This window comes from Caenibius sp. WL (assembly GCF_019803445.1).
Lineage (GTDB): Bacteria > Pseudomonadota > Alphaproteobacteria > Sphingomonadales > Sphingomonadaceae > Caenibius.
Map to the genome: position 1 here is coordinate 2,904,418 of NZ_CP081844.1, position 20,301 is coordinate 2,924,718.

Sequence of the window (20,301 nt, forward strand, 5' to 3'; positions counted from 1 at the left end):
GCGCATATATTCGCGCTGCATAATCCGTTGCACCTGCCCCCAAGGATCGCACTCCCCCCGAGGGAACGATTGCCTGCTACCGCGCAGATTTTCAATCCTTATTATGCGCTTCTTCTCCGCGGTCAGGGGGAAGCGTTACCCCGATGGCCAGGCAGAGCTGGCCCATCGGTGAGGGTTCAGCAAAAGCACGGCGCTGGAGAAAGGGACACGGCGACATCCTGTGGCTGGACCATTCACGCCATTTCGTGTCCAATCGGGCGCATGGGCGATGCGAGCGAAGACATTGATGACTTGCCGCCGCCCACTGCGCCGGAATCGATTCCGTTCAGTATGCGCAACTTCGCGACCGGAGAGGGCGCGAACCGCACCGCCAACAAGCTCGCTTCCTATATCCGACTGATCAGCAGATCCTTGGATCTTAGCCGATTGGATGGAGTGACCGTTGCTTACGACTACGACGCGGCCCTTGCGGAGCTGGATCGCGGTGTTGAAGGCCTGCGGCCGCTAAGCCGTTCAAACGATGATCAATTGATTGGGGTCGGCATGGCGCCTGCGGTGATCCGCGACGGCGTAGTGAAAGTCCACATCGTCTTGAACGCCCCCTATGTCGAGGACATCGAGAAGGACGAAGGAGACGAACCCGATGAGGAGTTCTGGGCCGCTCTATATCTTCTCGCCCATGAGTGCGGGCATGTCCAAGTCACCAGCGACAAGGATCGCGCATTCCCCGGCATGATCCTTCAACATGCCGTCTCCAGCTATGAGGAGGCGATCTTCATGCAGGTTAACGAGGCCTGCTGGGAGGAATATGCAGCCTGTCGCCTGAGCGCAGTTTTCGGACGCGGGCGCCTCCCGCTGTATGAGGAAGGCTTGCGCGGGGTGCTGGGCGTGGCGCGTGAGCGTGCGGCCGATGCACGGGAGGCCTTTTGGCAGCATCGCGATCTCAACCGGGCGGTCGCCGAGGTTGCCCCGCCCTTGGTGGAACCACTTCGGTTGGCCTCCTATGTCCTGGGCCACATCGACGGCTTGGGCGATGACACTTCGATCTCGGAGGAGACCAAGCAGGCGATCGCTGACGCCGGATATACCGACCTTGTCGACGATCTTGCTACAGCGTTGCGCTCCCTATGGGACGTTAGGCGAGAGTGGACCCATATCAGCCAGTTCGACATCATCGGCGACGTCGCTCGTGACGCGCTCTGGTCGGGAGGTCTTACCATCCGACCCGCGGCAAACGATGGTGCGACGATCAACGTGTGGGAGCCGGATGAAGTCGATCCCGTAGATATGGGGCTTGCGAAGACCTGGTTGGCGACGGGCGACGGCAACTCCGAAACGGCAGATTTGTAGCAGCTCAGTGCTCATTGATGCGGGCAACGGACTGACTGCATCAAGAAGCGAGCTGATATTGGCGCTCAGCTGTCCCGCCGCAGGTTTGCATGCGAATGGCCGTTTTGGGCGTGAGCGGACATTCGAGCGTCGACCATGGAATGACTTGAACTGGTCGAGAACTGCCGGTCCAAGCGGCTCATTTTCATTCATGGACACGAGCTGCCCCGCAGACAGTAGACATCGCGGAGTTGGCTTAAGATAAAGCCCTGACTGGGGGGAAAATGGCGAAGCTTCATCTATCGGATCGAGAAATCAGCCTGATCAAGGGGCTGCTCACCCATAAAGGGATGAATGATCAGCAGGTGCTGGCAGTGTTCAGCTACCTTGACCGCAACATGAATCATCGGGAGATCGCCCAAATACGGCGCGGTGATAAGCCTCGGTACGTCGCTATCGCGGCAGCGCCGTTGGCTGAGGTCGACGAGCTTCTGTACCACTACGCCAAAATCGCTTCGTTGGCCGACCGACTCGGTTTTTGCGAAATGGACCCGATCACTGCTAAGGTCCACAAGGCGGTCGAGATCATGAAAACCGCGATCATGGTCTACAACAATAACATGATCGTTACTCGATCTGAGACGTTCATCGTCCTCGGAGTGATCGCGTGGACCTACCTTGTTCATGCCCATCTTGAGGCGCAGAGCGTCGATCCGATTTATCGAACCCCCGACGGCACTGATGTGCTGATCGACGGGAAGCCCAAATACTGGGAACTGACCTACTGCCTTGGCCGGCCTGAGGCAGCTCTGACCAAGGGGATGATCAACAACCTGCGCTACATCATCGCGATCAGGAACGAGGTCGAACATCGCTCCTATGAGGACATCAACGCCGAGATTCAGTCCAAAATACAGGCCGCAGCGCTTAACTTCCTGCGGTACGCCAAGGAGAAGTTCGGACCTAAGTTCGACTTCTCGCACGATCTCGCTTTCACGATCCAATTGCAGGCGCTGACCCTCGGATCGCCAAACATGATCAAGGGCGTTGGCCTGGTGTCAAAGTCGGTGGCGGCTGTGAATGCATTGATTGAAGAGCCCATGTCACCCGGAGATTTCAACGATCCGGATTATGCCTTCCGGGTTCACGTGACGCCGAAGGTGACCAACAACGCCAAAAACGCCGACCAGGCGGTCACCTACAATCCGGTGGGGTCCAACATCGAAATTGCGATCAAGCAGGTTGAGCGCCCCAAGTTCCGGCAAAAGGAAGCGATGGAACGGCTAGAGGCCGAGGGCGTGCCGCACGTCACGTCACACACTTTTCAGAAAGCCTGGAAATCTAAGAACCTCAAGAACCCAGGCAAGGGGATGGCTATCCTGCTTGGCGGGGTGTGGTTCTGGTATCAGGAAGGGATCGACGCGATCAAAGAGATAATGCTGGCTGGGCAGGGCTGACGCTCCAATTCTGATAAGTAAGCGGCCCCCGGCTTGGTGGGCGGGTTACCGGCTGAACCAATGGCCGTTTAAAGCTTGCCGGTTCCGTTACTTGCCGTTCCGGACTGTCCGACAGCCTTGCCCTTCCTGCCGGTCAATCACGGTCCTCAACGAATGTCCGCTCCTGGGGGGCATCCAAGCTGGTGTATGACCGAGAACGGCGAAAAACGGCCGGAACTGCTGGTATCCGATCTCCTCAAACGATGATCACACAGTTCTCATCTTCGTCATCGGGGGGTTCTTCAAAAATTTCAATGGCTTAGAATTTATTTCCGGGTGATGGTCTGGAACCTGCGCGGAAGGTCACCTGCGCCGTCAAATGGGTCCCTGATGGCGATACGCTCCGCGGCGACGGATATGCCAAGAGTACCGGATTATTCGGCGTCGGTGCACCGGAAATGCCGGGCGCCTGTCGGCAAGGCCGCATCTGCACTCCCGGTGATCCCTACGCGAGAAGGCTATCTTGAGCGTCTGATCAGAGGCCAGGCGCTGCAATGCGACCATCTCAAGATCATTACGGCCGCCCTGTGCGGTGCTAGGCAGGCGGCCGGGGACCTGTCCTGCGCGATGGTGAAGGTAGGGATGGCGGTGGAGAGGTGTGGAATGGATCAGAACCGGAGCACGCCGACTACGGCTACTTTTTTGATACGCTCCAGATGCCAGGGCCCTGCGTCGCAATGAACAGAAAAACGAAGCAGTAAAGCGCGATTGTCTCGCCGCCATTGGTGATTGGATATATCCCCTTAGTCGCGTGCGTCAGCCAGTAGCCAACAGCCGCCATACCACTGGCGATGAAGGCAGCAGGCCGTGTGGCAAAACCGATCATAATGAGTGTCCCAGCCACCAGCTCGATGATGCCGGCGGAAGTGAGCAAGGGGTTCAACTTCATCGGAAATGGTGCCGGGAAATTGAAGAATTTCTGAACACCGTGCGAGAGAAACAGCAGGCCGCTGACGATGCGCAGCAATGCGTAGGCGGGACCGTTCAAGCCAATCAAGAACTTCATACCATCTCCGTCGCATGATGGACAATTAAGCCGAGAACAATTCAAAGGGAGCGTCGTGATGTCTGCACCACGCCTTCCGGTAGCGAAGGCAGACATCACGGGCGCTGTCGCCAAAAATCCCGGACGACACGCAAATCGTGAAGACCTATCTACTGTTCCGCTCGGCAAGCCGTCAACGTTTCTCGACGAACACGGCGCAGCGGCATGGGAGGGGCTCAAGCGAGAACTGCCTGGCTGATGGAAAGTGACCGAGCCATGGTTGAAGTCTGCTCACTGATCCACGGTGAATTGACGGCTGACGATGATGTCGGAGTGACCGGCTGTCTATGTGCCAATCAACGCTTTCCAAGCTGGGAACATCGCCAGCGTGCGGACTTCGGCAATGAAAGAATTTACCAGTGATAACGCACAACCACGTACGTCGCAGACTGTGACATGCGTCTCCCCAATTTTGAGGGCACCTCAAATTTTACAGCGAAGCGGCAAAACCCTCCTCCACAAGCACACTAAGGGGCGGAGTTAGGGGGCCTTAAAATACCGCCACAACACCCCATCTTTGGGATGGTCGTGGCGGTATCTCCCCCTCATGAAACCGTCACGGCCACGGTTCGGCGAGCGTAACAAGCACTTCATCGACGACCGGACCGACCAGCACGATGAGCCGACCCGATATCAAGGGTCAGCTGTGGTATGTTTCCTGTGAACGGGGGAGCAAGGAATCAGCCATGGCTACCTACTTACTTGTGTTCACGCGAGAGGGTATTGGCGAGGCACAACGGGTCGAATTTGACGCACCGGATGTCTCCGCCGCTCTCAACCCTTCGATCTACAGCATTCCCGGAGGTGTTGCCGAGCTATGGGACGGTGACAAGAAGCTTGCCTGCCTGAAAAGCTGGGAAGAGGGTCTTTGGGAGATCGATGGCTCGTGAACATGTAGGGATCAGTTAAGGTCCGGCGATCCTCTCGCATTGCCCGCGATAGAGCCAAGTCGCGTTCACAAGATGGGCGATCTCACGATATTCGCCGCTTGAGGATACGCGAAACAGATGGTCTCGATCTTGCGGCCGCACACTTGTGAACAGGCCTGAGTGCGTAACAGTGGAATTGTAGGTCTCGCACACATTGTTATCGCAACGCTCCAGATCGCCGCTTGTCGGATACCACATCACCTTCACGGGTGGATTGGCTGGATCTATCCTGACCGGATTGCATTCAGTTTCATCACAGATGTCTAGCACCTTCGGCGTGCAACTGAGCTTATGAACATTTGCCCAGGTGTTTTGCGAGACTGGCGAATTGCGCCTGGCGAAGTCGGTAAGCTTTGAAGTATCATCGTTAGCGCTGCCGCATGCTGCGGTGAACAGGCACATTCCGATAGCAATCGCCTCCCAACGCATGATTCCTCATTCCCGTTCCAGCCAGAGGGCCTTAGGCCGCCCGCCCTCGCAAAATCCGTTTTACGATCCATACCAACAGCCAGATCACACCATAGGCAAGCGCACATGCAAGGGCAGTGAACCCGAACAGCTGCGCCCAAAGGTCCCAGCCTGGTTGCCAAGCGTTGATTGGGAGCCAAAGCTTATCACACGCTGCGACTGTATCTTGGACCTCCGCACTGGCCGACATCGAATAGACCTCAGTCCGACAGGAGGCTAATCCGAACTTTCGGGCATCTGCATTCATTGATGCCACATCCATCCATGCCAATGTGGGCAGGACGAGCGAGGCGAGCACCGAGGCCGCAATAGCTATTCGGTTCCACATACCGATGCGAATGGTGGCAACCTTGTTCAACTCTTCTCCCCTATCACCGCTTCGTGCTGAACCGGTGGCTACGGACGGCAGCCTGCGCCGCGGTAGCTTTCTATCTTGCAGCGCAGCTTCTAGCAGAACCGCCAGCTACAGCGCCTCGCCCCCCAAAGCAACGCTGTGGTCAGGAGCGGCACGTCGTGCAGTCGTGCCGCTCCGAAATATGCCAAGAAACCGCTACTCTCCGGCCTTTTTCCACCTGATCACTTAACTGAAGCAAGCGCTGTGCGCTTGAAAGCCTTGAGGTGAGTTGCTCACCAAGGATGAAAGTTGATCGCTGGTACCCAGCGCTTGGGCTGGTACCTAATGGTCATAGCGGGCTCGCTGTTATCTCAGTCTGACACCGCCACCTCGTGCAAGTCATTGAAAGGGCGAGTATTACGTGATATTTGGTCCATCCCTACGCTGTATTTGCATAAGGCCCAGGTTCACAACGATGTGGCAGCGGCTTTAACGGCAACAAGCAGGGGGCTTGGTAGGGGCTCCGAGGTCACGCATCGGAGCCCCGTTCATTTTCCTCGTCTCTTTGCCGCGTAGAGCGGATACAATACATGCCATCTCGTCTCAGCTTCGCCAGCGTCCTCGCCTTCTGCATCCTCGCCTTTGCAAGCATGTTCCTGAGCGCATTCAATATGGCTTTCGGACAAGACCCTCAGACGGTCATGTGCCGCGTTCAATGGGTTCATGACGGCGACACGTTCCGCTGCGATGGATATGCAAGAGCACTCGGCTGTTCGGCGTGGACGCACCTGAGATGCCCCGGATCATGCCGCCCGGGTCGCGTCTGTACTCCCGGCGATTCCTATGCCAGCAAAGCCTATCTAGAGCGCCTCATCGGTAACCGGACGCTGGAATGCGATCATTTCGAAACGGATCACTATGGCCGCCCGGTAATGCGCTGCTGGGCAGGCGGCCGGGACCTTTCCTGTGCGATGGTGAAGGGTGGAATGGCGGTGGAGAGGTATGGGCGGCTGAATTGCTGAGGGTGTGAAAAACCCCGCCGAAGCGGGGTTGATCACTGACACTCGAGATCGAGAATTGCTTCTATTCGGCCTAGTACCTCGCACAAGATTTCATGTGTGGCTTCCGACTTAAACTCGACGTTTCTGGCAATCCAGTCCACGGTACGCATTTGGTTGGCAAGGATGGCGCCTGTAACCCCCACTCCACGAGGAACCGGGACCTCCCAAGGAGACCCTTTCAACTGGTTGGTTACTGGACAGCCATGGCAAGTCTTGTCGCTATGTTATAATTCTTCGGGGACAGAATGAGGGCGGGCCGACCCGGACCTAAGCGCGTTCCATCGCCCGGAGCCGCGCAGATGAATGAGGCGCATTGTAATCATCCTTACCTTGGATGAACGAATGACCGCTTTAACCAATTACTGCGCGGGAGCGGACTAACCGGATCGTCCACCAAAACCGCCATTCGTCGACTCCCATCATGTGGCTGCACGAACGGTCGCTTTCCAGGTTCTCAGTTGCGAGCTCGGACCAGCGAGCTTTGCGTCCCATTAACAGCGCCCAGTTGAAGCCCTTCCTTGAAAGAGCAAAAAACATCTGAATGCACACGATGAGATAATAAAGTTCAGTCGAACAGATCGCGCAGTGGAACCTTCAAGGCAATGGCGATGCGTTCGACGATTACAATGGTGGGGTTACGAGCTCCCCGCTCCACATCGCTCATATAGGAGCGAGCGATACCCGCCAGATCGGCGAATGCTTCCTGCGTCAGACCACGCTCTTTACGCAACCGGGCAACATTGGCGCCAAATCTTTGGGTGATGGTCTTCATCCCCATCAAAGGCCATCGCCATACGAATATCTCCACCCGATATAAGTGACATTTTGTTCACCTCTTCGAGCTATCCCCTCCCCGTCCAGAGGAAAAACAGGAGGACTCTTTATGATCAGAACGATGGTGGCCGGGGCTTTCGCACTCACCTCGCTTAGTGCAGCGCAGGCCCAAACGGTGTTCCACTGGCCCGCGCCTATCAATGTATCCGCAAATGAAGGGCAGCGTTTTTATCTGCCAATGGGAACCGCTTTGATGCTGCGGACACGGACTCAAATTTCCACCAAAGACAATAAACCAGGAGATCGAGTCTACCTGGAAGTGGCCGAAACAGTCTCCTTCCGGGGTCACATCGTCATCCCAATCGGCTCCCCGGTTATAGCAGAAGTCTCCCGGGTTCAGCGCAATGGCCATTTCGGTCGCAAGGGCAAACTGGAGATTCGGTTGCTTCAGGCCGAAACACCGAGCGGGCCAGTACGCCTTACCGGTATGGCTTCTGACGAGGGCAAAAGCGGCACAGCAGCGTCGGTCGGTACGATGCTATTCGTATCCGGTCTCGGCTTTCTGATTCACGGAACCAGCGGAGAAATTATGCCGGGGACTCCCGTCCGGGCCTACCTTGCGGAACCGCTGTGGTTTAGGTGGTATCCTCGATCTCCTTCGACAGATATTTCCTTCGCCCAGGCACAACCGGACTCGGCTGCTTCACTAGCTCAGCCGGGTTTTCCCACTTTAGAGGCAGGTCCAGATCGATAACCTGGAAGAAAAATGGCGGCTCTCACGCTGGAGGCCTCGCCAGCTGAGTTCATATGCGCAAGTCCCCCGCGAAGCGGAAAGGAGTGTGGAACCAGCTATGGGTGCGGCAAGCGCAGCCATATGGATTGAGAGGAGAGCCGCAGTGACTTTCAACAAGGAAAAGTCACTGCGGTGAAGGATGCAGTGATTTCGGGATGATGGTTGGAGTGAGTTCCTTTCCGCCTGCTATCCGCTCCGTCTCGCTCTGTCGGCAACCGCAAGCAAACGTCCGGTATCAACTGAGTCAAGGAACTGCATCACGCTGTCCACCTGATCGTCATGCTTGATGCTTGCCATGCAGAAAAGCGAGCAGTTCCTCCTCGAACGTTCAAAGCCATTCCGCTTCGCGCGGCAAGTCGAAGCGCGGCGATGTCCCCTGCTACCGCATCCTTCCGCCGCATCGAGGCATAATCCCACCATGATCGGAGAGCTGCGCGGCATCTGAGCGACCGACAGCGCACGTCGATCCGGTCATCGCAAGGCGCGCAACCTGGTGTGGAAGCTACTGTAATCAGAGGCGGCGAGCAGTTGCACCGTGGAATCGACCTGATCATCGAACTTGCAATGCGGGAATGAGAATAGCTCGGCCTCGTAGGCGGGCAGCCATTCGGCCTCGACCGGTAGCCACACCTTGCCCTGCTCGAATTTCAGACTCTGCTGCTGGGCGCGCTCGACCTTCCCTTTCTCAGGCGAGATATTGACAAGCCAAGGTACCCTTCCCGATTGCTCGAGTGTCTCGATCAGACTGATACCGCTCGCCTTCTTTTCGACGATGACCATGCTGGCCTTCCACTCGGCCTTCAGATCGAGCACCTTTTTATGAAGCGCGGGAAAGCTGGGACGATCGCGCCAGACGTGAAGCAAATAATATCCGTCAGGGCACTTCGCCCAGGTCGTGCACACGGTGTAGGAGTTCCCCTCATCGCCCTCGTAGGCGGTATCCAGGCTTTGGATGATGGCCTCGATCCGAGCCGGCCCAGGCAACTCGTCATAGCGCTTGATCCATTCTTCCTTGAATGTGGCACCGCCGGGCGGCAGCGGGCACTGGTTGAATTGCGCCTCGAAATCGTGCTCGCCCATCTCCCGCCTGAGCTGAGCCAGGTCGTCGGCATCGTGCCGCGAGGGCTGCAGGATACGGCCCGCCTTGAAGCGGGCCTTGCGGCCGCCCTTCACAATATCGAAAACCTGGGTCCTGGCCTGGACCGCCGGCAGGATCAGCGGCTCCCAGCCGCCAACCTCCAGCAGATGGCCCGGCAGGTCCTCGGCATGGAGGCGCTGGGCGACGACGATGATCCTGCCCTGCTTCGGATGGTTGAAGCGGGTGTGAACGCTGCCGTTGAACCAGTCGATGCAGGTCCGCCGCGCGGTTGGCGAGTGCGCCTCGCCCGCCTTGAGCGGATCGTCGACAATGATGAGATCGGCGCCGCGTCCAGTGATCGTGCCACCAACCGAGGTAGCGAGCCGATAACCGCCGGCGGTCGTCTCGAACTCGGTCTTACCTTGCTTCCTGGGATTTATACGAGTGCCGGGGAAAATACGTTTATACCATGCCGATTGCATCAGCTTCAGCGTATCGGCGTTGAACTTCTCGGCGAGCGGCATGCCATAGGCGGCGCAGATGATCCTGATCTTCGGATTTTTCCCCAACAGCCACGCCGTGAACACGATGGTGACGAGATAGGTCTTCAGATAACGCGGCGGAATACAGACGAGCCCGCGCCGGATCTCGCCTTCGTGGACCTTCTCGAGAAATCGGCAGATGATGCTGAAGTGCGGCGCGAGATCGACGTTACCGGCTTCAAGGATAGGAAACGCGCGAATGGCGAAGCTAAGAAAGTCGCGTCGACACAGCCCATCGACAAGGTGACGAAGTTCGCGAGGATCAGCCGTTGTCATCGTCGGCGTCCTCCCCGTCGGAGTCCTCGTCATCATAATCCTCCTCCTCATCGTCATTGTTATCGTCATCGTTCCGCTGGGCGGCGAACTCATCCGCCTCTTCCTTCTCGAAAACCCTGAAGGTCCGCAGCAATTCGAGATGCGCCTTGAACGTCTTGTAGTCGGCGGCTGATTCTTCGGGCGTCGGCGGCGCGACCTCGACTGGTTCGTATTTCTCGTCGAGCTCCCTCTGAATCTGGAACGCCTTGATATCGCCAGCCGCCGATTTCGTGGCGACCTGATGATAGCCCAGTTCCCTCTTCGTCATTTCCTTCTCGGCGCCATCGATGTTGACGACGATTTTAGCCCCGAAGGCTTCCTGGTAGAGCGTCTTCTGGTTCTTCGAGCCCCTGGGGCGTCCCTTGGGATTGGGCGACGGGCCTCCCTTCTCCCACCAGGTGTCGGGATCGGTCTTGCCCCGCCCCCACTTCGACGGCTGCCCGCCGCCGCCATTGCTTGCATTGCCCCTGGTCATGACTTATCTCCCCGCCTCAAGTGCTCGGTCCCCGAATCGGAGACCTCCCGTGAACATTCGTCGATATCGGTGTCGATCTGGCCGTCGCGCCGCTCGGCGAGTTCGGCGAACGTCAGGTTTGTCCTGACGTGGACGGCCTCCTCGCCGGTGAGCTTTTCCCACCGGCGAATGGTGCGATCGATGTATTTGGGATCGAGTTCGATACCGCACGCGCGCCTGCCGCATTGCTCGGCAGCGATGATGGTCGTGCCGGATCCCAGGAAGGGGTCGAGCACGACATCGCCGGGATTGGTCACATCGAGCAACGCCTCGAGCACGAGTTCGACGGGCTTGGGCGTGGGATGGTCCTCAAGCGCCCTGGCCGCGGACGAACCTTTCCGGTTGGCGCCGGGGAACGTCCATACGTTGGTCCGGTCCCGGCCATGCACACCTAGCGCGATATTATTGGTGGCCGCCGACTTGCCGTTGCAGAACACCGCGAAGAATTCGTGTGCGCTGCGGTAGGTACTTCCCATGCCGCCCGCGCCCTTGTTCCAGACTGCGACGTTGATCCGGCTCAGTCCCGCCGCGCGACCAGCTTGCAACAGCACGTCGATTTGCCGCCAATCCATCGCCGCGAAAATCACTGCGCCAGGGCTGGTGAAGGTGCGACAATGGGTTAGATAGGCCTCAAGGAACGCGGCGAACTCCTCCTCGCTCTCCTTCCCGGCGAACATCAGAAAGTCATCGTGCTGGTGCCGGCCGAAGCCGCCGACAAAACCCTTGATCGGGCAATTGTAAGGGGCATCGCTGAACACGCACTGCGCCTGTCGACCCTCGAGCACACGCCGCCAGGAAATCTCATCGAGCGCATCCCCGCACACGAGGCGATGATCGCCGAGCTGGAAATAGTCGCCGGTTTTGGTGACGACGATTTCGTCCTCGCGCCCGCCGTCGCATTCGCCCTCGTCTTCCTCGGTGGGAGCCGGCTTAATCATGATCTGGCCGATTTCCGGAAGCGTGAAGCCCGTTGAGACCAGCTCGATCCCGGCGGATTCGATCCGGATCAGTTGATCGCGAAGCCGTTCCAGACTGTACTTTCCGCTCTCTCCAATTCGGTTGATCGCCAGGCTCAAAGCCTCGATCTCGGTCGGATCAAGATGCTCGACGACGCGGCACTCGATCGTCTCGAGCCCGAGCTTGATCGCCGCTTCCCAAAGCGCGTGGCCGACAACGATGGTGCCGTCCTTCTCGATCAGGATCGGCAAGACGAGCCCGAACGTCTTGATCGAGCGGATGATCTTTTCAAGCAGTTCGGGGGTGGTCTCGCGAGAGCGGGTCGTCGAGGCCTTCAATTCATGAACGGGCCTGTGGAGCATCGCCATCGTCGGTTGAAGATCGTTGCGTCCCACGGCATGCGTCGCCGTCACGATTGCGGTCTCGGCCGCATGGCGCGACCGACGCTCGGCGGACTTGCTCTGGAGCTGCTTCTTGAGCTTTCGTGAATTTACATTCTCGCCTGGTGGCATGTCTTCCTCCGTTAAAAACCGAAGGAAGAGGGCCGGCGCGTATGTCAGGTCCCGCTTCCTTTCGGAAAGCAAGACCTGACCCCAGGAACTAGGGGCCTACATCCGTGACGCCTTTGGATCCGCATCTGGCGGAGAGACCACCCTTCGATCGAGAGGTTGTCCCAACGTCACACCGCACCAGGTCGATGTCTGGGTAATATGCCTCGGCGCGAGCGAGAACGCAACCTCGCCGCGCGAGCGAGCTCGAGCCCCATCCGTGTTACCGGGACCGTCGGCAAGCGCGCGAAGCCCGGATTTGCTGGTTTACCCAGACAGCCAGACGCTTTTTTCCGTGTAAATTTTCAGATTTTCCGTGTTAATTGGCCCGGAACACGGATCGATCGCAGGCCATCCTGGCATTCCGTACTGGCTGAATGGCGGGCAGAGAAAGCTGGCCAAAGTGGCCCCGAGCTGGCCCGCGAAAGCCCTCTCCGAATACGGCTCGCACATGCGAGCGCCGCCAAAACGCGGCCTATGCGGCCGCTAACACCGATGAGCTTGGAAAAGAGAAGACTGCGTGGCGGAGAGGGTGGGATTCGAACCCACGGTACGGTTGCCCGTACACCGCATTTCGAGTGCGGCGCATTCGACCTCTCTGCCACCTCTCCGCTAAGCCAGGTGCGACGCCCCGAGAGGCATGGTCGTTTGGAAGCGCGCGGTTAGCCGATGGCTCGGCGCTTGCCAAGCCCCCTCTTGTACAAAATGAGGATGGCGGGCCTCCTCGCCTTGTTTCGCGTGTGCGGTAAATTATATTGGGTACTGTAATGAACCGCTCGACATTCTTTTCACAGCAAGCTGGCCGTATGGTCGATGCGCCGTTGCAGACGCGTGCGCGCTTCGCCATCGGCGATGTGGTGCGCCATCGCCAGTTCGGGTTTCGCGGCGTAATTTTCGATATCGATCCGGTCTTCGCCAACAGCGAGGAATGGTACGAAGCGATTCCGCAGGATATGCGGCCGCGCCGCGACCAGCCGTTCTATCACCTGCTCGCAGAAAACGAGGATTCGTCCTATGTCGCCTATGTCAGCCAGCAGAATCTGCTGGGAGACAGCGAAGGCGGACCGGTGGATCACCCCTCGCTCCCGCAAATTTTCGACGATTTCGCGGATGGGCGCTATCGCCTGCGCCGCAGCCTTAGCCACTGATCACCTAAAACGGGCGGCGGCATTGCATTACGGGCAGGCAATCAGCTTTTCAGCTTCCATCCGGCCCGCAGCAGGCAGTAGGTGAGCAAGCCCAGTGCAAGATTGAAAAGGCCCAGCCCGGCAGCCGCCCACCACACGGCCGCATGCCCTTCGCCGATGTCGCTGCTGCCGAGGAAGCCATAGCGAAACCCCGAGATGACATAGAAGAAGGGGTTGCCCAAGCTGACGATCCGGAAAGACGGCGCCAGATTGTGAATGGTGTAGAATGTGCCCGAAAGCAGCGAAAGCGGCGCGATCACGAAATTGGTGATCGCGGCGGCATGATCGAACTTTTCGGCCCATAGCGAAGTCAGCAGGCCGAGAAGCGAAAGCATGATCGCACCCATCAGGCCGAACCAGATGATCGCCCAGGCATGGGCGACGCCCAGATTCACCCCCGGCCACAGCCAGATCGCAGCCGCCACAGCCCCACCCACGGCAATCGCCCGGGTGGTCGCAGCAGCAACGATTCCCGTCATCAATTCGCCTTCGCTCAATGGCGGCATCAGATAATCGATGATCGTGCCCTGAATTTTGCCGACCAGAAGCGAAAAACTGGAATTGGCGAAGGCATTCTGCATCATGCCCATGGCGATCAACCCGGGCGCGATGAAGCTGGCGAAAGGCACGCCCAGCACCATCCGCCCTTCCCGCCCGAGCGCGACCGTGAAAATCACCAGAAAGAGCAGAGTCGTAACCGCCGGAGCCCAGATTGTCTGGGTCTGCACCTTGAGAAACCGGCGAACCTCCTTAATATAAAGAGTCCACAGCCCACCCCGGTTGATACCATGAATCAACGGCTCGCCCTGAGGCGGGAAGCGCCGTTGGGTATGAGCGGGTCCGGTGGGAATTACTTCTATCTCTCGGGCTTGATCGGCCATGCCTGGGCGACTATCGGCTAGCAGTGCGGCTGGCAAGCGGCATTCTATCCCGCGATGGCGGGACGCGCGACCGGATTTGAGGAATAGGAACGTCAATGAGCTGGACCGAGGAACGGATCGCAACGCTGACCAAGATGTGGGAAGGCGGTGCAACGGCAAGCCAGATCGCCGAGGAACTGGGCGGAGTCAGCCGCAATGCGGTGATCGGCAAAGCCCATCGCCTGGGCCTGAAGGCGCGCCCTTCCCCGGTAAAGGCGGCCGAACAGCCCAAGAAAGCGAAAGCCGCTGCCCCTGCGGCCAAGAAGGCGCCACCACCACCCACGGAAGCCCCCAAGGTAAAGGCGCCTCCGGCCCGCACGGCGCCAGCTTCTCCGGCCCCCGCTGCAGCAGTCAAGCCCACCAAGGACAAACCGGCAGCGGATGACGGCGCAGCCCGCCCCGCAACCGCCACAGGCACGCCTTCGCAGCCGCTGCCCAATGCCTCGGCCGATATGCCCAAGATTGTGTCGGTCGGCCCCGGTGGCTTCCTCCGTCAGGGCCCCGGCGATCAGCAGGCCCCTATTCCGCCTGCCCCGCCCCGCCGACTCGTGCCGGCCAAGCCGAGCCCGGAAATTGCCGACAAGACGAGCCTGCTCGATCTCAGCGATAAAGTCTGCCGCTGGCCAATGGGCCATCCGGGCGAGCCGGATTTCCATTTCTGCGGAGAGAAGGTCAACCCCGGCTATCCTTATTGCGTCGAACATTGCGGCCGTGCCTATCAGGCGCAGCTTCCGCGTGGCGCACGCCGCCCACCTCCGCCGCTGCCCTATGGCGGCCCGCGCGTCCGCTAAGCCGGAAGGGGCTTCCGCTCCTGTCCACGCCAATCTGCCACATCGCTCCGACTGACAGTGCATCCGCCGCATAAGCTCATCATGCAGAGAGTTTATGCGGCGCTTTGCTGTGAGAGCCCTACCCTTGCACTCCGACACATCCCGTACAGTGGCCAGACTTCGACACCGATCCGCCCGGGCATGGATGGACAGCGCGGGATTGCCCTATAAATCTGCTGGTTATGCCCGTTGGTGGAGAATCCCATGCCTCTTTCGCTTCACGCCGTTCTCGTTCCCGGCTGGCTTCAGATTCTCGGTGCTTGTCGGGATTGGCTGGATAAGGCGGAAGCTTACAGCCTTGAAAACGGATGGAATAAAGCCGAACTTATCGAAGCGCGCCTTGCACCGGACATGCTTCCGCTCAGCTATCAGGTCAAAAGCTGCACGGTCCATTCGATCGGCGCCATCGAAGGTGTCCGACGGGGCATCGCCATGCCCGACTGGTCGGAACCGCCTGCCAGCTTTGCCGGATTGCGCGATCAGTTGGACGAAACGATCGCCGCGCTACGCGCCCTTGATCCGCAGGCGATCGACGGGCTTATCGGGCGTCCGGTGGTCTTCACGGTCGGCTCAACCTATCGCCTCGATTTCACCGCCGAGAATTTCCTGCTCGGTTTTACGCAGCCGAACTTCTTCTTCCACGCCACCACCGCCTACGACATTCTGCGCGCACGCGGCGTCCCGCTGGGCAAAGGCGATTTTCTGGGCGCATTGCCGGGCAACGCCTGACGCCTCTTACCAGCGTTTCGCAAACCGCCACCGCTGAACCAACACGCTCCCCGTTCCATAAGAAAGGCCGCCAGGTTTCCCCGGCGGCCTCTTTTTCCGCCCCGTTCGGGGCTATTTGCGGTTCGCTCAGTCGTCAGACTTGAGGAAAGCCGGCATATGATCGGGGTTGCCGTCTTCCTTGCCTTCACCACGATCGCGACGCGGGCCACGATCGCCGCGGGGGCCACCACGACCGCCACGGTCGCCGTCACGGCGCGGACGACGATCGCCGCGGTCGCCACGATCACCGCGCGGTTCACGCGGTTCGCGCGGCGGACGGGTGTCTTCCAGCTCTTCGCCGGTTTCCTGATCGACCACGCGCATCGACAGGCGGACCTTGCCACGGTTGTCGATTTCGAGAACCTTGACTTTGACTTCCTGGCCTTCCTTGACAACGTCCGTCGGCTTTTCGACGCGTTCGTTCCGCATTTCGGACACATGGACGAGGCCGTCCTTGCCGCCCATGAAGTTCACGAAAGCGCCGAAATCGACGATGTTGACGACTTTGCCGTTGTAGATCTTGCCGACTTCAGCTTCCTCGACGATGCCCTGAATCCACTTCTTGGCGGCTTCGATCTGGTTGACGTCGGACGAGCTGATCTTGATCACGCCTTCATCGTCGATATCGACCTTGGCACCGGTTTCAGCGACGATCTCACGGATCACCTTGCCGCCCGTGCCGATCACGTCACGGATCTTCGACTTGTCGATCTGGATCGTTTCGATGCGCGGGGCATGGGCCGACAATTCGGTGCGGGCTGAACCCAGCGCCTTGGTCATCTCGCCCAGGATATGCGCACGGCCTTCCTTGGCCTGCGCCAGCGCCTGCTTCATGATCGCTTCGGTGATCCCGGCAACCTTGATGTCCATCTGCAGGCTGGTGATGCCCGCTTCGGTCCCGGCCACCTTGAAGTCCATGTCGCCCAGGTGATCTTCATCACCAAGGATGTCGGACAGCACGGTGAATTCGTCACCTTCGAGGATCAGGCCCATGGCGATGCCGGAAACCGGACGTTCGATGGGAACGCCCGCATCCATCATCGAGAGACAGCCCCCGCACACGGTCGCCATCGAGGACGAACCGTTCGATTCGGTGATATCGGACAGCACGCGGATCGTGTAGGGGAAATCTTCCTTGCTCGGCAGCACGGGGTGCAGCGCACGCCATGCCAGCTTGCCATGGCCGACTTCACGGCGGCCCGGCGCGCCGAAGCGGCCGACTTCACCGACCGAATAGGGCGGGAAGTTGTAGTGCAGCATGAAGCGCGAGTAGCTCAGGCCATCGAGGCCGTCGATCATCTGCTCGGAATCCTTGGTGCCGAGCGTGGTGGTGCAGATCGCCTGCGTTTCGCCGCGGGTGAACAGCGCCGAACCGTGCGTGCGCGGCAGGAAGCCGACCATCGCTTCGATCGGGCGGACCTGCGTGGTGGTGCGGCCGTCGATACGCTGGCCATCCTTGAGGATCGCCGTGCGGACGATTTCCGCTTCCAGCTTCTTGGTCAGCTTGATCGCGGTCATCAGCGTCTGGCCATCGGCGTCGGCGAATTTCGCTTTCACCTTGTCGCGCGCGGCATTGAGCGCGTCCGAACGCTTCGACTTGTTGGTTTCCTTGTAAGCTGCGGCGATATCCTTGCCGATCAGCTTTTTGATATCGGCCTTGAGGTCGGCGGTGTTGTCCGACAGGTCGATGTTCCAGGGATCCTTGGCGGCCTTTTCCGCCAGTTCGATGATCGCGCCGATAACCTTGCGCGATTCTTCGTGAGCGAAGACGACCGCGCCGAGCATTTCGTCTTCGGTCAATTCCTTGGCTTCGGATTCGACCATCATCACCGCGTCCTGCGTGGCGGCGACGACGAGATCGAGGCGGCCTTCGGCCACTTCGGCCAGCGACGGGTTGAGCTGGTATTCGCCATCCTTGAAACCGACGCGCGCGGCGCCGATCGGGCCCATGAAGGGAACGCCCGAGATGGTGAGCGCCGCCGAAGCCGCGATCATCGCGACGATATCGGGCTCGGTTTCGCCGTCATAGCTCATCACCTGGGCGATGACGTTGATTTCGTTGTAGAAGCCTTCAGGGAACAGCGGGCGCACCGGACGGTCGATCAGGCGGCTGGTCAGCGTTTCCTTTTCCGTCGCGCCGCGTTCGCGCTTGAAGAAGCCGCCCGGAATACGCCCGGCAGCGGAGAATTTTTCCTGGTAGTGAACGGTGAGCGGGAAGAAGTCCTGCCCTTCCTTCACCGACTTGGCGGCCGTCACGGCGCAGAGCACCACGGTTTCGCCATAAGTGGCCAGAACCGCGCCATCAGCCTGGCGGGCAATACGGCCGGTTTCCAGAGTGAGGGTTTTTCCGCCCCATTCCAGCGATACGGTTTTCACATCAAACATTCAGTTTTTCCTCGAACCCACGGGCCCTATTGCCGCGCGGGGTTTACTGGCCGGGTATTCCGTCCCGGTCCGGTGCGGGGCTTCATGTTGCGCCCCAGAGGCTCTCCACCGGATTGTGGAGATTCCCCTGTCTTATACATCGCAATTGCGATGCCTTACATACAAAGAGCGGCCCACCATGGGGCCGCTCCGCAAGTCTTATTTACGAAGACCCAGTTTCTGGATCAGAGCGTTGTAACGCTCCACATCCTTCTTCTTGAGATAAGCCAGAAGGCTGCGGCGCTTGTTGACCATCATCAGCAGGCCACGGCGGGAGTGGTTGTCCTTATGGTGATCCTTGAAGTGTTCGGTCAGATTGCGAATCCGTTCCGTGAGGATCGCGACCTGCACTTCAGGCGAACCGGTATCGCCCGACTGGCGAGCGTTGCCCTGGATGATTTCCTGCTTCTTTTCGGCGGTAACCGACATGTCATTCACTCCGCGACATCCGAAAGATTGAACCCCCTGACGACCCGGGCTTCACCGCCCGAAAGCTCCATCAGCGCAACTGGGACCGCGCCCGATCTTGCCCAATACAGCCCATCATCCTGGGGCAATCCGGAAATGACCCGGCCCTGACGGACCGCCCGTACCGTGTCCGGATCGAGAGAAAGGGCCGGGATGTCGTCCAGCCCCGCCTCCAACGGCAGGATTACGTCTTCAAGGGCCGCGCCTCTACCGATTTCGTTGAGTTTGTCCAGTGAAATCGCCCGTTTCTCGGTAAACGGCCCGGCTTTGATCCGGCGCAACATGGTCACATGGCCGACCGTGCCAAGCGCATGGGCGATGTCCCGCGCGAGGCTTCGGATATAAGTGCCTTTGGAGACATGCGCCACCAATGTCACGGCATCGACCAGTTCGAGTGGAGCAGCGGGATCGAACGGATCGGGCCTGCCCGCGGTTTCCGCAAAAGCCGACTCCACCTCGCCAGCCCCGCCATGCGGCACGGCGAAATCGAACGCGTGGATCGTCACCGCCCGGCTTTTCAGGGTTACATCTTCGCCCGCCCGCGCAAGATCGTATGCCCGCTGCCCGTCGACCTTGAGCGCGGAATAGGCGGGCGGCACCTGCTCGATCGGGCCGGTGAAATGCGCCAGCACCGCTGCGATGGCGGGGAAGGAGGGGAAATGTTCGCTGCGGGCGACCACCTCCCCTTCCGCATCAAGCGTATCGGTCTCGCTGCCGAACTGGATAGTGAAAGCATAGACCTTAGACGCATCGAGCATCCGCCCGCACAGCTTGGTCGCTTCGCCGATGGCGATGGGCAGCACGCCTTCTGCCAAGGGATCGAGCGTGCCGCCGTGGCCGACCTTGACCTTCTTGCCGTAGCCCGCCTCACGCAGATTGCGCTTCACCGCCGCCACGGCCTGCGTCGAGCCCAGCCCCACCGGCTTGTCGAGAACGATCCAGCCATGCGGCATCACGCGGCGTTCTCCGGCCAAGCGAGCTTGCGCCCATGGGCATGGATATCGGCAGGCCAATCGTGCGTGAAATGATCGTAACCCACACAATTGCCCGCATAGAGCTCGCGGATCGCATCCTCGAAATGCGGCAGATCCCCGGCGATGGCCGACAGGAAGCGATAGGCCGCGTCTCGGCATTCCTCCTCGCTTCTGCCGCGCGCCAAGGCCCCATCGACCAGACGGCGCAAAGCGGCCGAAGCGCCGCCCCGCTGAAGATTGAGCCAATCCCAGTGGCGGGGCAGCAGCGTGACCTCACGGGCGCGAACGCCGAGCGACGGCCGCCCTCGCGTGCGCGGCGCAGGCGGCGCGCGCATATCCAGATCGACCTGCTTGCCCGTGTCGTCATCGAACACCAACATATCGGAACTGCGTTCGGGTGCGGGCAATGCGGCAAGACCGGCCACCACCTCCTCAGGGTTGCCTTGGGCCACGATAGCCCCTTTGCAAAATACGGTCACACTCATGCGGTCACTCCTTGAAGGCCGCATATATAAACCCGGATAAAAACTGTCAATATATTATCCGG

The 20,301-nt window shown here is 59.4% G+C and carries 22 protein-coding genes and 1 tRNA gene; 9 read left to right on the forward strand and 14 right to left on the reverse strand.

The features are described 5' to 3' along the window. The first annotated feature begins 261 nt into the window (after positions 1 to 261). A complete protein-coding gene (locus K5X80_RS13855) occupies positions 262 to 1,350 on the forward strand; it encodes a hypothetical protein (RefSeq protein WP_222558299.1) in 1,089 nt (362 codons plus the stop codon). A 263-nt stretch (positions 1,351 to 1,613) separates the two neighbouring features. Further along, positions 1,614 to 2,786 (forward strand): DUF3644 domain-containing protein, encoded by a 1,173-nt coding sequence (locus tag K5X80_RS13860; protein ID WP_222558300.1) that lies wholly within the window; start codon positions 1,614 to 1,616, stop codon positions 2,784 to 2,786. A 673-nt stretch (positions 2,787 to 3,459) separates the two neighbouring features. On the opposite strand, the gene K5X80_RS13865 is transcribed toward K5X80_RS13860, so the two are convergent. Then, a complete protein-coding gene (locus tag K5X80_RS13865; RefSeq protein WP_222558301.1) occupies positions 3,460 to 3,831 on the reverse strand; it encodes a DoxX family protein in 372 nt (123 codons plus the stop codon). A 255-nt stretch (positions 3,832 to 4,086) separates the two neighbouring features. Here K5X80_RS13865 and K5X80_RS13870 point away from each other — a divergent pair, with 255 nt between their 5' ends. Beyond that, on the forward strand, positions 4,087 to 4,233 hold the full coding sequence (locus K5X80_RS13870) for a hypothetical protein (protein WP_222558302.1): 147 nt from the start codon (positions 4,087 to 4,089) through the stop codon (positions 4,231 to 4,233). A gap of 323 nt (positions 4,234 to 4,556) precedes the next feature. After that, positions 4,557 to 4,760, forward strand: a complete 204-nt coding sequence (locus K5X80_RS13875) for a hypothetical protein (RefSeq protein WP_222558303.1) — start codon at positions 4,557 to 4,559, stop codon at positions 4,758 to 4,760. Between the two features lie 15 nt (positions 4,761 to 4,775). On the opposite strand, the gene K5X80_RS13880 is transcribed toward K5X80_RS13875, so the two are convergent. Continuing rightward, the gene (locus K5X80_RS13880) at positions 4,776 to 5,228 is read right to left on the reverse strand and encodes a hypothetical protein (RefSeq protein ID WP_222558304.1); all 453 of its coding nucleotides are present in this window, start codon (positions 5,226 to 5,228) and stop codon (positions 4,776 to 4,778) included. A 31-nt stretch (positions 5,229 to 5,259) separates the two neighbouring features. Next, a complete protein-coding gene (locus K5X80_RS13885; RefSeq protein ID WP_222558305.1) occupies positions 5,260 to 5,625 on the reverse strand; it encodes a hypothetical protein in 366 nt (121 codons plus the stop codon). A gap of 677 nt (positions 5,626 to 6,302) precedes the next feature. On the opposite strand from K5X80_RS13885, the gene K5X80_RS17345 reads away from it, so the two are divergent. Continuing rightward, entirely contained in the window at positions 6,303 to 6,623 is a 321-nt protein-coding gene (locus K5X80_RS17345; protein WP_502778663.1) for a thermonuclease family protein, read from the forward strand. A 32-nt stretch (positions 6,624 to 6,655) separates the two neighbouring features. Here K5X80_RS17345 and K5X80_RS17350 read toward each other — a convergent pair whose 3' ends face one another. Together K5X80_RS17350 and K5X80_RS13895 are read right to left on the reverse strand one after the other, a co-directional pair. Beyond that, entirely contained in the window at positions 6,656 to 6,844 is a 189-nt protein-coding gene (locus tag K5X80_RS17350; protein WP_502778359.1) for a hypothetical protein, read from the reverse strand. A gap of 383 nt (positions 6,845 to 7,227) precedes the next feature. Further along, positions 7,228 to 7,434, reverse strand: coding sequence for a helix-turn-helix domain-containing protein (locus K5X80_RS13895; protein WP_261390541.1), 207 nt, complete (start codon positions 7,432 to 7,434; stop codon positions 7,228 to 7,230). A 111-nt stretch (positions 7,435 to 7,545) separates the two neighbouring features. On the opposite strand from K5X80_RS13895, the gene K5X80_RS13900 reads away from it, so the two are divergent. After that, a complete protein-coding gene (locus tag K5X80_RS13900) occupies positions 7,546 to 8,190 on the forward strand; it encodes a hypothetical protein (protein ID WP_222558308.1) in 645 nt (214 codons plus the stop codon). Positions 8,191 to 8,700: 510 nt separating this feature from the next. Here K5X80_RS13900 and terL read toward each other — a convergent pair. From terL to K5X80_RS13920, 4 genes are all read right to left on the reverse strand, one after another. Further along, positions 8,701 to 10,125 (reverse strand): phage terminase large subunit, encoded by a 1,425-nt coding sequence (terL, locus tag K5X80_RS13905; protein WP_222558309.1) that lies wholly within the window; start codon positions 10,123 to 10,125, stop codon positions 8,701 to 8,703. After that, positions 10,112 to 10,639 carry a DUF5681 domain-containing protein gene (locus K5X80_RS13910; protein WP_222558310.1) on the reverse strand — a complete coding sequence of 176 codons (528 nt, stop codon included), beginning with the start codon at positions 10,637 to 10,639 and terminating at the stop codon, positions 10,112 to 10,114. Before K5X80_RS13910 ends, terL begins: the two co-directional genes overlap by 14 nt. Then, positions 10,636 to 12,147 carry a DNA modification methylase gene (locus K5X80_RS13915; protein WP_222558311.1) on the reverse strand — a complete coding sequence of 504 codons (1,512 nt, stop codon included), beginning with the start codon at positions 12,145 to 12,147 and terminating at the stop codon, positions 10,636 to 10,638. Before K5X80_RS13915 ends, K5X80_RS13910 begins: the two co-directional genes overlap by 4 nt. A 557-nt stretch (positions 12,148 to 12,704) precedes the next feature. Then, positions 12,705 to 12,794 (reverse strand) — tRNA-Ser (locus K5X80_RS13920). 156 nt (positions 12,795 to 12,950) lie between these two features. On the opposite strand from K5X80_RS13920, the gene hspQ reads away from it, so the two are divergent. Beyond that, positions 12,951 to 13,331: a heat shock protein HspQ gene (hspQ, locus tag K5X80_RS13925; protein WP_283249180.1), complete on the forward strand. Its 381-nt coding sequence runs from the start codon at positions 12,951 to 12,953 to the stop codon at positions 13,329 to 13,331. Between the two features lie 41 nt (positions 13,332 to 13,372). Here the strand turns inward: hspQ and K5X80_RS13930 are convergent, their stop codons facing one another. Further along, positions 13,373 to 14,251, reverse strand: a complete 879-nt coding sequence (locus K5X80_RS13930) for an ABC transporter permease (RefSeq protein WP_222558312.1) — start codon at positions 14,249 to 14,251, stop codon at positions 13,373 to 13,375. 95 nt (positions 14,252 to 14,346) lie between these two features. Here K5X80_RS13930 and K5X80_RS13935 point away from each other — a divergent pair, with 95 nt between their 5' ends. Next, on the forward strand, positions 14,347 to 15,081 hold the full coding sequence (locus tag K5X80_RS13935; protein WP_222558313.1) for a GcrA family cell cycle regulator: 735 nt from the start codon (positions 14,347 to 14,349) through the stop codon (positions 15,079 to 15,081). Between the two features lie 243 nt (positions 15,082 to 15,324). After that, entirely contained in the window at positions 15,325 to 15,849 is a 525-nt protein-coding gene (locus K5X80_RS13940; protein WP_222558314.1) for a DUF1993 domain-containing protein, read from the forward strand. 126 nt (positions 15,850 to 15,975) lie between these two features. Here K5X80_RS13940 and pnp read toward each other — a convergent pair whose 3' ends face one another. The 4 genes from pnp to K5X80_RS13960 form a co-directional block, all read right to left on the reverse strand. Beyond that, positions 15,976 to 18,273 (reverse strand): polyribonucleotide nucleotidyltransferase, encoded by a 2,298-nt coding sequence (gene pnp / locus K5X80_RS13945; RefSeq protein WP_222558315.1) that lies wholly within the window; start codon positions 18,271 to 18,273, stop codon positions 15,976 to 15,978. Positions 18,274 to 18,471: 198 nt separating this feature from the next. Then, positions 18,472 to 18,741, reverse strand: coding sequence for a 30S ribosomal protein S15 (gene rpsO / locus K5X80_RS13950; protein ID WP_222558316.1), 270 nt, complete (start codon positions 18,739 to 18,741; stop codon positions 18,472 to 18,474). A 5-nt stretch (positions 18,742 to 18,746) separates the two neighbouring features. Beyond that, the gene (gene truB, locus K5X80_RS13955) at positions 18,747 to 19,733 is read right to left on the reverse strand and encodes a tRNA pseudouridine(55) synthase TruB (protein ID WP_222560470.1); all 987 of its coding nucleotides are present in this window, start codon (positions 19,731 to 19,733) and stop codon (positions 18,747 to 18,749) included. After that, complete coding sequence (locus tag K5X80_RS13960; RefSeq protein WP_222558317.1) at positions 19,733 to 20,239, reverse strand: DUF2239 family protein; 507 nt, start codon at positions 20,237 to 20,239, stop codon at positions 19,733 to 19,735. The genes truB and K5X80_RS13960 overlap by 1 nt, the downstream gene beginning before the upstream one ends. Positions 20,240 to 20,301 lie beyond the last annotated feature (62 nt).